The organism is Caldivirga maquilingensis IC-167, from assembly GCF_000018305.1.
GTDB lineage: Archaea > Thermoproteota > Thermoprotei > Thermoproteales > Thermocladiaceae > Caldivirga > Caldivirga maquilingensis.
This window is the reverse complement of record NC_009954.1, coordinates 119,102-132,605: the sequence shown is the minus strand read 5'-3', so window position 1 is coordinate 132,605 and position 13,504 is coordinate 119,102. Positions and strand designations below refer to the sequence as shown.

Below are 13,504 nucleotides of genomic sequence, written 5' to 3'. Positions count from 1 at the left end.
CAGTGCATTTAACTAGCATGCTTAGTGGCGTACCCTTATTTGCTAAGAGGATTGAATCAATGGAGAACATTAGGAGTATAGTGAGTAGTGAGGTGGCTAAGTACTTGAAGAGGGGTGTTAATATTGAGGTTAATTACATTGAGGATAAGCCTATAATCCATGTGTCAGGGCAGTTACCCATGGGTGACGGTAAGGTTAAGGTAATTGAAACCCTTTACCTCGGGAGTTCAGGCGATGGGTCGGAGGAGCATTCAACGGTCATGATTCAATACGAGTACGGGTCCCTTAGGATTGTGGGACAGGTTATGGTTATTAATGTCTACGAGGGTGTATTGTTGAGTAGGGAGTACGTGGTTAACCTGGGTGATGAGTTTAAGGTGCTTAGTGATGTTGTTAAAGTGACAGTGGTTGGTAGGGATTACGTGAAGATTAAGGATGCCATTGAATCCGCCAGGCAGCAGAGTACTCAGCAGGCTAAGGCAGCCTCAACGCAGCAATCCTACTACGCAATTTAACCTACTGCATAGGCGTCTTAACAGCCTTCTCAAGCCTAATGAAGCTTACCTCAGTGTCAGGGTATTGTCCATTCTCATCCTTCTCATACTTCTTAACCATATCCCAAATAGTCAGTAACGCTGCCCCAGTGGCCATTAGCGCCTCCATGGCTGAACCCGTCCTTGAAACATTCCTAGTGGTTACCTTAACGTAAACCCCATTATCCTTAACCTCAGCGCCAACGGCAACGTGGGTTAAGTAATTCTGGTGAATAAGGGGTAGGAGTTCCCAAGCCCTCTTAGCCATTGATATGGCTGCTAATTGGGCGGTGGCTAAGACATCACCCTTCTCAACACCCCCACTCCTAATCAACTCCACCGTGCTTGGCTTAAGCTTAATGAAGCCGCTTGCCTCAGCCTCCCCGATGTACGTGGGTTCATTAGAGGCGTCGAAGAGTGTTACTAGGGATGGGGCATTATTAACGTTAATCGACCCAGTGCCCTCAGTACCATTACCACTGCTTAACCCACCCTTAATCTTCCTAATAACCCTCACCCCCTCAATACCCTTAATCTCACCCACACCACTGAAGGATAATCCACCCACCTCACCCTCCTCAACAACCCTACAGTCACCGTTAGGCCCACAGACGCAGTGCCTAGCCTTAATAACATTCCAAGCAGTCACAAGGCCGGTTAAGGCCCCGAATAAGGCATCCATCTCAACCCCAGTCTGGGCAACTGTCTTAGCCCCAACCCTCAACCCAACGTAATCGTAACCATGAGTCAACTCAACCTCAACATTAGTTATTGGTATTGGGTGAAGAAGGGGAATGAACTCCCAAGCCCTCTTAACAGCAACCACAGCGGCCACTGAGATTGATGAGGCTAAGTTACCTAGGCCAATGAACCATGAATCACCAATAACCTTAGCCAACTCCGGCCTAAGCCTAATCAAACCCTCAACCCAAGCCTCCCTGTAAACACTCTCCTTCCCCGAAACATCAATCATCCTAACACTCATAACGCTTAAAACCAGGCACTAAATATAAACACTACCCAGCCCCTCAAAAAGCGTTAAAGGGAATCAAGGGATAAAGCTTAAATAAGGGCCCTTTGAAGAACCTACTGCACGCTCAGTAAAATTCATGAGCCCCCCAGAAACACCACCGGGGAAAACCCGGGGCGAATCTGAGGGGTGATCCAACCCAAGCCACCAGGAAACGGAAAGAAGCCACGAACAAATCCTAACCCCCCAGGAGCGGCCTTGCGGCCGCATCCTGAAACCGGTTGATCCTGCCGGACCCGACCGCTATCGGGGTGGGGCTTAGCCATGCGAGTCAAGCGCCCCAGGGACCCGCTGGGGTGCGGCGCACGGCTCAGTAACACGTGGCCAACCTACCCTCGGGAGGGGGATAACCCCGGGAAACTGGGGCTAATCCCCCATAGGGGAAGGGTGCTGGAAGGCCCCCTCCCCGAAAAGAGCCACGTCCGGTACCCGGCGCGGCTCGCCCGAGGATGGGGCTACGGCCCATCATGGTAGCTGGCGGGGTAACGGCCCGCCAGGCCGAAGACGGGTGGGGGCCGTGAGAGCGGGAGCCCCGAGATGGGCACTGAGACAAGGGCCCAGGCCCTATGGGGTGCAGCAGGCTCGAATACTCCGCAATGCGGTAACCCGCGACGGGGCCACCCCGAGTGCCGCCCGATGAGGGCGGCTTTTCCCCCGTGTAAGTAGCTGGGGGAATAAGCGGGGGGCAAGTCTGGTGTCAGCCGCCGCGGTAATACCAGCTCCGCGAGTGGTCGGGGTGTTTACTGGGCCTAAAGCGCCCGTAGCCGGCCCGGTAAGTCACCCCTGAAATCCATGGGCTCAACCCATGGGCCGGGGGTGATACTGCCGGGCTTGGGGGTGGGAGAGGCCGAGGGTACTCCCGGGGTAGGGGCGAAATCCGATAATCCCGGGAGGACCACCAGTGGCGGAAGCGCTCGGCTGGAACACGCCCGACGGTGAGGGGCGAAAGCTGGGGGAGCAAAGGGGATTAGATACCCCTGTAGTCCCAGCTGTAAACGATGCGGGCTAGCTGTTGGGTGGGCTTAGTGCCCGCCCAGTGGCGTAGGGAAGCCGTTAAGCCCGCCGCCTGGGGAGTACGGCCGCAAACCTGGCACTGGGCCACAAGCCCAGGCCGGGGCGGAAGGCTGAAAGGCGGCGGGCCGTGCCGGAGTTCCCCGACGGGAACTAGATATCCAACAAAGTACAGTAAACTCAGAACCCTCCTTTTTTAGCACTCACATCCTCAACTTTACCCTGGCACTTTACCCCGGCACGGCCGCCGCCCAGCATACTTAAAGGAATTGGCGGGGGGGCACCACAAGGGGTGAAGCTTGCGGCTTAATTGGAGTCAACGCCGGAAACCTCACCCGGGGCGACAGCAGGATGAAGGCCAGGCTAACGACCTTGCCGGACGAGCTGAGAGGAGGTGCATGGCCGTCGCCAGCTCGTGCCGTGAGGTGTCCAGTTAAGTCTGGCAACGAGCGCGACCCCCGCTCCCTGTTGCTACCCTACCCTTCGGGGTGGGGGGCACACAGGGAGGACTGCCGGCGTAAGCCGGAGGAAGGAGGGGGCCACGGCAGGTCAGTATGCCCCGAAACCCCGGGGCTGCACGCGAGCTGCAATGGCGGGGACAGCGGGTTCCGACCCCGAAAGGGGGAGGCAATCCCGTAAACCCCGCCCCAGTAGGAATCGAGGGCTGTAACTCGCCCTCGTGAACGTGGAATCCCTAGTAACCGCGTGTCACCAACGCGCGGTGAATACGTCCCTGCCCCTTGCACACACCGCCCGTCGCGCCACCCGAGGGGATCCTTAACGAGGCCCCCTGGGTAACTGGGGGGTCGAGTTGGGGGTCCCCAAGGGGGGCGAAGTCGTAACAAGGTGGCCGTAGGGGAACCTGCGGCCGGATCACCTCCTTTTCGGGGGTTAGGAGTTCAAGGTGGCTTCTTTCCGGTCACTAGGCTGGAGCGTTTACCCGCTACCCGTGCCGCGAAGCCGTCCGGTGGATGGCTCGGCTCGGGCGCCGAGGAAGGGCGTGGCAAGCGGCGATATGCCCGGGGTAGCCGCAGGCAGGCGTTGATCCCGGGATCCCCGAATGGGGCTTCCTACCTGGGCCGAATAGGCTCAGGTGCCCCGTAGGGGGTGGGAACGCGGGGAACGGAAACATCTTAGTACCCGCAGGAGGGGAAACCAAAAGGGACCCCCTGAGTAGGGGCGACCGAAAGGGGGTTAGCCCAAACCGAACCCCCATGGGGTAACCGTGGGGGGATGTGGTGTTTGGGCTTGGGTACCGCCGAGGCAGCCTAGCCGAAGTGGGCTGGAAAGCCCCGCCGTAGAGGGTGATAGCCCCGTAGGCTAAAGGTTGCTGGCGGATTCCCAATGTCCCGGAGTACCACGGCTTGGTTTTGCCGTGGGAATACGGGGGCCTCCAGCCCCTAAGGCTAAGTACGTCCCGAGTCCGATAGCGAACAAGTACCGTGAGGGAAAGCATGGGACTCAGGAAACATGGAGTAGTGTTGATTGCCCGCGGATTCTCTGCTCATTGCTTAATTACCTCGTGAGAAAACCCACCGGTGGGGTTATGGGTTAATTAAAGGGGGTAGTTGTATTAGTTAAGCCGCGGGCATTATAATGATGCGTAGTGGTATCACCGTATACCCTGGGTCCCGTGCCCCTAGAGCTGAAAAGAACCCCGCGAGGGGTGTGAAAAGAGCCTGAAACCGGACGGTTAAAGGTGCGGCGGCCCTCAAGGATAACCCCACCTGAAGGAAACCGGGGTGACCCGGGAGTACGAGGGTGGGGTACGGGGTCGCCGCTTACGTCCAGAAACACGAGCCAGGGAGTTCCCATCTGTGGCGAGTCTAAGGGGGTTAACCCCGGAGGCGTAGGGAAACCGAAGGCCCGCAGTCGGGTTAACCGACGAGGGGCTGGGTCCGTTAAGGGCCCGTAGCCACAGGTGGGAGACCAGAAACCGAGCGATCTAGCCCGGGGTAGGGTGAAGCGGGGCGAAAGCCCCGTGGAGGCCCGATTGGGGTTCTGACGTGCAAATCGTTCCCGTGACCCTGGGCTAGGGGCAAAAGACCAATCAAGCTCGGTGATAGCTGGTTCCCCCCGAAGCAGCTCTTAGGCTGGCCTCCCTGGAGGGTGCTCATGGGGTAGAGCACTGATCCGGGATGCAGGGGCCGAAAGGCTCCGGTCCCGGGTCAAACTCCGAACCCATGAGCCCCATTGAAGGGGGGAGACGGGTTCCCCGGGGGTAAGCTTGGGGGCCGAGAGGGAAACAACCCAGACCGGGGTTAAGGCCCCAAAGTGCGGGCTAAGTGTCAATCTAGAAGGGTGTCTCCCACCGAAGACGGCGGGACCGTAGGCCCAGCAGCAGCCATCGGCTAAGCAACGCGTAACAGCGGACCCGCTGAGGTGGGAGGCCCCGAAGACGCACAGGGACTCAAGCCCGCCGCCGAGACCCCGGCCCACGGATCATTGATCCGCGTGGGGTAGGGGGGCGTCGCCGTGGGGCGGAAGCCGGGCCGTGAGGTCCGGTGGACCCGCGGTGAATGAGGATCCTGGCGGTAGTAGCAGCGAAGAGGGGTGGGATACCCCTCCGCCGGAAAGGCCCAGGGTTCCATGGTAATGTTCATCAGCCATGGGTTAGCCGGTCCTAAGGTGGGGCCTAATTGGCACCCACCGAAAGGGAAACGGGTTAATAATCCCGTGCCGTGGGGGTAGGTTTGCGGCAACGCAGGCCCCATTCCCGACGTCTCAGGATAGGGTGAGTGGGGCTGCCGCCCCATTTAACCGTCGAAGACCGGGGAGTGCCGTCATGGCGAGAACCGGTTGAAGACGGTAATAGCCGGGCCTTGAGCCCGGTTCACCCGACTCCTGGGGCCCATGAAAAGGGAATGGGGAACGAGCCCCCACGACCGTACCGAGAACCGACACAGGTCGCCTGGGTGAGAAGCCCAAGGCGGGTCGGGTCACGCCAGGCTAGGGAACTCGGCAAATTAGCCCTGTAACTTCGGGATAAAGGGTGCCCGCGGTCTGGGTAAAACCCGGGACCGTGGGTCGCAGTGGCAAGGGGGACCTGACTGTTTAACAAAAACATAGGTCCCCGCGAGCCCGTAAGGGTTTGTACGGGGGCTGAATCCTGGCCACTGGCGGTACGTGAAACCCGGGTTCAACCGGGCTAAGCGCCGCTGAAGGCCGGGGGTAACTCTGACCCTCTTAAGGTAGCCAAATGCCTTGCCGGGTAAGTTCCGGCGTGCATGAATGGATCAACGAGGTCCCCACTGTCCCAGCCTGGTGCCCGGCGAACCCACCTCCAGGTGCAGAGTCCTGGGACCCCCGACGGGGCGAGAAGACCCTGTGGACCTTTACTGCAGCCCGTCGTTGGGGTGGGGGAGGGGGTGCATAGTGTAGGTGGGAGCGATGAACCATGGTCTCCGGGCCGTGGGGATGCGTCAATGAAACACCACCCATCTCCTCCTCTGCCCCTAACCCTGGGGTTCACCCAGGGGACAGCGGCGGGTTGGCAGTTTGGCTGGGGCGGCACACCTCTGAAAAGATATCAGGGGTGCCCTAAGCTCCGCTCAGGTCGGTCAGAAACCGACCGTAGAGGGTAAGGCCAAATGCGGGGCTGACTGCCCCCTTGAACGCTAGGGGGGCAGGGGGGAAACCCGGGCCTAGCGAACGCTCGTGCCCCCACTGGAGGGGGCCGGGCATGTCGGAAAAGGTACCCCAGGAGTAACCGGCTCGTCGCGGGTGAGAGTTCCCATCGACCCCGCGGTTTGGTACCCAGACGTCGTCTCTTCCCATCCTGGCGGTGCAGCAGCCGCCAAGGGTGGGGCTGCCCGCCCATTAAAGGGGAACGTGAGATGGGTTCAGACCGTCGTGAGACAGGTCGGTCTCTACCTGTCGGGGGTGCTGGCCGCCTGAGGGGAAGGTGCCCTCAGTACGAGAGGAACGGGGCGCCGCGGCCTCTAGTCTACCGGTTGTCCGGCAGGGCAGTGCCGGGCAGCCACGCCGCTTGGGGTAACCGCTGAAGGCATCTAAGCGGGAAACCCGCCCCTAAAATAGGCGGCCGCCGCTCCTGACCGGGGTTACCCGGTTGGGGGTGGTTAGGGCTCCCGTAGAAGACGGGGTTGATGGGGTGGTGGTGTATCCCCCGAGGGTTTTCCCGAGGGGGGAGCCTGCCACTCCCAATCGCCCGATGGTGCGGGTAGTGGGCGCAAATCCAGTCCTAGTGGCCTCCTGGTGGCTTGGGTTGGTTTTCCTATGGTGGATTAGGTTTATTACCTTGCCTAGTAATGGGGTGTGTGAGGATTGGTTTAATTATAGTGGATTTGGATATGACTCTAGTGGATACTGCTAGGCGTTGCTATGATGTGTTGGTTAAGTTGAGTAATGTTAATGGTGTATCGTTCAGTGAGTTCATGGAAATGTACTACGATGAGAGAGGTATTAGGAGTGGCTTAGCCTTAATCATAGGCCCCAATGCCCTTGATTACTGGTTTTGGAGGAGGTGCTGGTTAAGGTACATTAATGATGGTGAGTACGGGGAATTAATGCCAGGTGCCTTGGAGGCTTTAAGGATTCTTAAGGGGGAGGGTAGGTTAATTGTAATGGCTACTGGTAGGGAGATTGAAAGCAACCTACTAACCCCTGAATTAGCAGTATACGGCTTATTGAACCTGCTTGATGGTTACATGGCCCTCGGTGACCTTGGGCCTAATTACAATAAGGGTGATTTACTTAAGCGAATACTGGGTATTTACAATAATGGTAGCGTTAAGGGCGCCGTATACGTTACTGATCACCCAAGGGATATTGAGGTGTGTAGGGGCATGGGGTTGTTGAGTATTGGTGTGTTGAATAAGTGGGTCAAGGAATTGAATGCTGATAAAGTCATTAGGAACCTAATGGATCTACCTAAGGCTGTTAAGGAACTTGAGGAAGCCTCGTAACTCAACCACGGTGGTTTAAACGTAATTGTTAAAAGTTAAGGATTAATAGTAATGGTAGTGTTTTAAATGAGTCGTGAAGTTGATTTAGGGGGTGTTGAGGGCTTAGCCTTCGAGTTAATGGCATCCTCAGTGGGTAGGTATGCTTCAATTAATGACTGGGAATTACTGAATAATGGGGTTAACGTTAATTTACCGTACAGGACCGGTGCAGGGCCTAATGATAACCTCATGTTTAGGACAAGGGTTACTGTACCTGAAACCAAGCATAGGTGGTTCATTAAGATTCTACTCACCGGTAATGCACTGATTAGAATTAATAATGAGGCCTGGGGTTACGATGAGGCCCACACCTACTTCCCAGTTAACCCTGGGGTTAACGTTATTGAGGTTAACGCCACACCGAGGGCGCTCTTCGGTCAGCATACCTGGGACTTCAGGTTTGATTACGCTTACTTAATTGAGGTTAATTGGAGTATTATGAGGCTTGGATTAAGGTTACTGGCACTCATAGACTTCATTGAGCATTTACCTAAGGATAACCCGCTTAGAGTTGACCTTGAGGAATTACTAATTAACGTGACTAAGGGGATTAGGGTTAACCCAACGTTGAGTCAAGTCACCTTAACCCTAATGATGCTTTACGACTCACCGTACTCTCAATTCTTCAATAGAATGGACCTCAGGAGACCTGATGGTAGCTATGTAATGGGTGTTGGGTTACATGGACTAGGGGTTGTTAAGGGTTTTCTAAGCGACATACCTAAAACCATAGACCCCGATTCAATACCAATCCATGAAATTGAGGATAAGTTAAATTCAGGGTTAATTAAGTTGAGTGAAAAGTACCCTAAGGAGGGTTTACTGGTTGCTGTTGGGCATAGTCACATTGATGCAGCGTGGCTGTGGCCTAGGGGTGAGACTATTAGGAAGGTTATTAGGACGTTCTCAACAATGGTTAACCTAATTAAGGAGTATGGTATTAGCTTCCTTCAAAGCTCAGCCCAGTACTATAAGTGGGTTGAGGATAATGACCCCGGTCTCTTCAATGAGGTTAAGAAGCTTATTGAATCAGGTAAATGGATTATTGCGGGTGGAATGTGGATTGAGAGTGATGCTAATATTATTGATGGTGAATCCCTAGCTAGGCAATTCCTATACGGTCAAAGATACTTCCTAAGCAGATTCGGGAGAATGGCTAAGGTGGGTTGGTTACCGGACACCTTCGGCTTCTCGGCGAATCTACCTCAAATAATGAGGAAGAGCGGTATAGAGGTCTTCTCATCATGGAGAATAATAACCCACTCCTTAACAGAATTCCCACTCCACGCCTTCACCTGGATTGGTATCGATGGTTCAGAAATACCCACGCAGGTAATCCTAGTTAACTACAATAATGCCCACACCCCACTTAACGCCTACCAGGCATGGTCAATGTACAGGGGTAAGGATACACTACCCCAGTTAATATACCCCTACGGCTACGGTGACGGTGGCGGTGGACCCACTAGGGAGATGATTGAGTACAGGGAATTAATCAATGAGCTACCAAGCGTCCCAAGGGTTATTGAATTCAGGGAGGATGATTACGTGGCTGCATTAAGCAGTGTTAAGGATAAGTTACCTAAATGGAGTGGTGAAATACACGTAGAGAACTTCATAGGAACATACACCACCAACCTACCGATTAAGGAATTAGTAGCTAAATCAGAGGCACAGCTCACTGATGCTGAGGCATCAGTAACAATGGCGTATGCAGTGGGTGCAGGTGACCATGGTTTAAGTGAAATCAATGAACTGTGGATGAGACTACTATTCAATCAATTCCACGACATAGTACCAGGCTCAGCAATCAAGGAGGTTTACGATGAAGCGTACAGTGAGTTAAGGAACTTATTACTAAGGAGCAGTGAATTAATGAGTGAAGCCGTTTCGGCGGTGGGGAGGAAATTGGGTTTAGGGGATTCATTAATCGTGTTTAACCCACTCCCATGGGGTAGAAGCGGGGTTATTAAAATACCGAGGAGCATTGAAGTCAACCTGGAGTGCCAGGATAATGGTGAAGACAGGTTCGTGTACGTGAATACACCAGCAATGGGGTTTAGTGCATATGGAGTAAACGGTAAGTGCATAAACCCGAGTAATGGGGTTTTAGTCACCAGGACTGGTGACGGCTTCTCCCTTGAGAATGAATACGTTAAGGTTAATTTAAATAATAAGGGTGATGCGGATTCATTGATCATTAAGAAGAGTGGCGTCAACGTATTGAAGGAGCCCATTAAATTAATGGCCCATGTTGAGAGGCCTCTTATTTCAGATGCATGGCGCTTCTCACTAGACTCATTGAACGAGGGCTATGAGTTAAGCACCGTGTCGGAGCCGTCATTAACCATCACTGGTCCATTAATATCATGTGTGAGTAGTATTAAGGAGTTTAATAAGTCGAGGATAACCCAGGAGGTGTGTTTAAGGAAGGGTTCACCGGTTGTTGAGGTTAAGTACAGTATTAATTGGTTGGATAAGGGCATACTGGTGAAGACCTGGATTAACACAGTAATTAATGCCGAGGAGGCGGTCTTCGACATACCCTTCGGGTCACTGCGCAGGTCGACTAATCCGCAGGTTCAATTAAGGGAGGGGAAGATTGAGGTTCCAGCCCTCAGGTGGGTTGATGTTTCAGATAACGTGAAGGGCCTAGCCGTAATAGCACCATCAAGACATGGCTACAGTGTGAGCGGTGGCAGGATTGGGTTAAGTCTACTAAGGTCACCAACCTTCCCAAACCCATGGAGTGATGTGGGTGAAATGGAGACAAGCATATACCTTTACCCGCATTTAGGTAATTACCAGGACGCTGAGGTACCTAGGGTAACCTACGAGATTACCCATGGTTTAAAGTACGTGATAATCACTGGTGAGTCACGGAACCAGGGAGTAGGCCAATGGAGCTTCATGCACGTTAACCCACCTGAGGCAATGTTAACTGCGCTTAAGGTTGCTGAGGACTCAATGAATGAGCTAATACTGAGGCTCTATAATCCATATGAGAGGCAGGTTAATGTGAGCATAGGCATTAACGGTGTTAAGGTGAAGGGAGTTACTGAAACCGACATTATTGAGAAGAATGAGGTAGGAACATTAAGTGGACTCAATAACATATTATTAAAGCCATTTGAAATTAAAACAATTAGAATTAAATATGATGCAGGAAGCTAACGGGTTTAAGTAACTTAACAGCCCGTGTTTAGCTAGTGGGGATGTGAGTTAATTTATTATTAACCCATGAGGATTACGTGAAGATAGAGCTCAGTGAAAGTCACCAATAGTATTAATCATTGAGATTCGGAATTATGTGATTAATTGAATTAATGAAGCTATAAACATTATGGCAATGTATGTTTAAACTTAAATACTTAGTCTTCCTTAAGCTTTATGGAGAATACTATTATTGGTAGGTTACGTGAATTAGCGGTTAATTTTATCAACGTACATAAGGGGTTTAGGAGGAGTATTGCGGAGCCCATATTTAAGAGAATCACCTTAATAATGCCTAGTGATGTTAATGTTACTAATTACCCACGTAAGCCTGTTGAGGTATTTAACCCAGCGGCTGTTTTAAATAATGATACCTTACTAATCTTCCCTAGAATCATATTCGATTACCTGAATTATGTTTCAAGTATAGGTTTAATTGAATTAAGTATACGGGATGTTGTTAATGGTCGTGTTAATAAACCTGTTAATGCTAGGTTAATAATGTGGCCTAGGGAGCTTTGGGAGTTTAGGGGTTGTGAGGATCCACGCATCATTAAGCATGGTGATGAGTACTTAATACTGTACACTGGATGGGGGTATTATTACAGTGGCGGTGAGTTAAGGCCTAGGGCTGTTCAAGCTTTAGCGGTTATGGACAATGAATTTAACGTTGTTAGGAGGGGATTCTTCACCATTAAGGCCGCTAACGGTGAATCTTATGTCCCGGATTGGTGGAAGGATTCAGCCTTCATTGAGGTTAAGGGTAATAAGGTATCAATGCTCATTAGACCTAACATAGGTGGTTTAGAAATTGGATGGAGCGGTGAGGCTAATTTAAGTGAATTAACGTTAAACATGGATTCAATGAGGCCGGTACTTTGGTTTGAGGATTTCGAATTCAAGGTTGGTTGGTCAACAAACGCCGTTAAATTATCATCGAATGAGTACCTTGTGGGCTGGCATGGAGTATCCAGGAGTGATTACTCGTATAGGAATGGGTTAGCATTAGTGAACAGTGATGGTGAATTATTAGCCATAAGCAACTACCTACTGGAGCCAACAGGCATTGAGGAGGAGTATGGGGATAGGCCAAGGGTAATATTCGGGGATGGCTTAATAATACATGAAGATTCATTAATATGGATTGGAGGCGTAAGCGACTATGCAATTGGTGTTTACACAGTGGAGTTAGATAAGGCATTAAGCAAACTCACGTGGCTAAAGGGCTAGGTGACAGCATAATTAAGTGACTTCAACAGTAGGTTGGAAATTACTCCAAGAAAGGGGCTATAAGGGGGAGATAGTTGATGATGTATTGCCTTAGCATGTGGGTAATAGGCTTTTATCTACTAATCATAGTAGGTTACCTTAATTATTCGCCATGGTTTACCTAATGATAGTTAAACATGATACTCATTGATAAAGCATAGGATTAAATGCTTATAAGCCATGTGAATAAGGCAGGATCATGGTTAAGTCCAGGATACTAATCGTGGTATGGATCCTGGCCTACCTATACATACCCTGCCTAATCATTGGTAACACGGTGCAAATGAGTGGTGTTGTAGGCTTAGTTGTGGGTTTCATAGCATCCCCCCTCTACTTAATAATTATCTACCTAGCACATTCAATAATGAATATGGAGGCTAGAAGGGCCTTTACATTTTTAGTGATTACATTCCTTGTATCCATGGCCTTTGAGTTACTGGGCGTCAACTACGGAATACCCTTCGGCAAGTATTACTACACCCAGGGTCTTGGGCCCAAGGTCTATGGAGTACCCATACTGATACCATTGCTTTGGTCGTCCCTGGGCTACTTCACGCTGATTGCATACGGTGATTATGTACTGTCTGCATTGGGTATGGTGGTCCTTGACGTAACCTTCGATCCACTGCTTTCAGGACCCATTGGTCTATGGCACTGGGTAACTAGGGGTCAGTTCTTTGGGGTACCATTAATCAACTTCCTTGGGTGGTTCGTGGTATCAATAACATTCTACCTAATCTACGCCCGTGTAATGAGGGTATGGGGTTATAAGCCATCTATAATCGCCCTACTGTTCTACGACCTATACGACATAGACTGGGCGATCACTGATGCATTCTACGGGTTAATGCCTGTGGCCTTGATCTCAACTGTATTACTTATCATATTCAACACCATGGTGATACTGAGACTACGTAGATGTGGATAGGTACAATGGGCAACACCAGCTAGTAATGGAGGATTCACCACTGCGTTCAAGTATTTGCTGATCAACCTTAGGTCTCCATACATGCAGTAAAGCCCACAGGTCATCTACTCATTCTTATAATTAACCTGGATCTAAACAATTACGTACAAAGAACCTGGAGGTATCAATAACTGAGGTAACTCCCAGTGAAAGCCATTTTTCCCTCATGACTAACCGGCCAAGAGCCTAGATAAAAGAGGGTTTATGCTAATGTTAACCAAGGTCACATACACCGGCTCACCATCAGCTAACTTTACCTGGCAGAGATTCCTTAGAGTACTGAGTCTATACATTACAGATATGATAGGGTGGGTTTTAAGGGATGAGTCTAGTTGGGGGATCTTATTAGGAGAGTGGAGATTAGTAAGAGAGGTACTCTGGGAGTAGTGGTGGGTTAGGGTGAGTCTCTATCAAAAACCTGAATACTATGTTAGGGATTTATTAATAGTGTATTAGCCGGGATTAATGGTTCGGAGGTTAAGCATGAGAGGTTACAGCTGAGGGTTATAGATTATTT

At 51.3% G+C, this 13,504-nt stretch carries 6 protein-coding genes and 2 rRNA genes; 7 read left to right on the top strand and 1 reads right to left on the bottom strand.

Translation table 11 applies throughout. From position 1 onward, the window contains the following. Positions 1-17 precede the first annotated feature (17 nt). On the top strand, positions 18-515 hold the full coding sequence (locus CMAQ_RS00565; protein WP_012185181.1) for a hypothetical protein: 498 nt from the start codon (positions 18-20) through the stop codon (positions 513-515). Between the two features lies 1 nt (position 516). On the opposite strand, the gene CMAQ_RS10505 is transcribed toward CMAQ_RS00565, so the two are convergent. After that, the gene (locus CMAQ_RS10505) at positions 517-1,518 is read right to left on the bottom strand and encodes a cyclic pyranopterin monophosphate synthase MoaC (RefSeq protein ID WP_012185180.1); all 1,002 of its coding nucleotides are present in this window, start codon (positions 1,516-1,518) and stop codon (positions 517-519) included. A 259-nt stretch (positions 1,519-1,777) separates the two neighbouring features. Between CMAQ_RS10505 and CMAQ_RS00555 the strand changes: the two genes are divergently transcribed. The 6 genes from CMAQ_RS00555 (at position 1,778) to CMAQ_RS00530 (ending at position 12,948) form a co-directional block, all read left to right on the top strand. Next, positions 1,778-3,456, top strand: a 16S ribosomal RNA gene (locus tag CMAQ_RS00555). Between the two features lie 61 nt (positions 3,457-3,517). After that, positions 3,518-6,758 (top strand): 23S ribosomal RNA (locus CMAQ_RS00550). Together the 16S and 23S rRNA genes form the textbook arrangement of a ribosomal RNA operon. A 93-nt stretch (positions 6,759-6,851) precedes the next feature. Further along, a complete protein-coding gene (locus CMAQ_RS00545) occupies positions 6,852-7,499 on the top strand; it encodes an HAD family hydrolase (protein ID WP_048062568.1) in 648 nt (215 codons plus the stop codon). A 66-nt stretch (positions 7,500-7,565) separates the two neighbouring features. After that, a complete protein-coding gene (locus CMAQ_RS00540; protein ID WP_012185178.1) occupies positions 7,566-10,712 on the top strand; it encodes an alpha-mannosidase in 3,147 nt (1,048 codons plus the stop codon). Positions 10,713-10,928: 216 nt separating this feature from the next. Further along, complete coding sequence (locus CMAQ_RS00535) at positions 10,929-11,981, top strand: glycoside hydrolase family 130 protein (protein ID WP_012185177.1); 1,053 nt, start codon at positions 10,929-10,931, stop codon at positions 11,979-11,981. A 238-nt stretch (positions 11,982-12,219) separates the two neighbouring features. Further along, complete coding sequence (locus CMAQ_RS00530; protein WP_012185176.1) at positions 12,220-12,948, top strand: carotenoid biosynthesis protein; 729 nt, start codon at positions 12,220-12,222, stop codon at positions 12,946-12,948. The last annotated feature ends 556 nt before the right edge of the window (positions 12,949-13,504 follow it).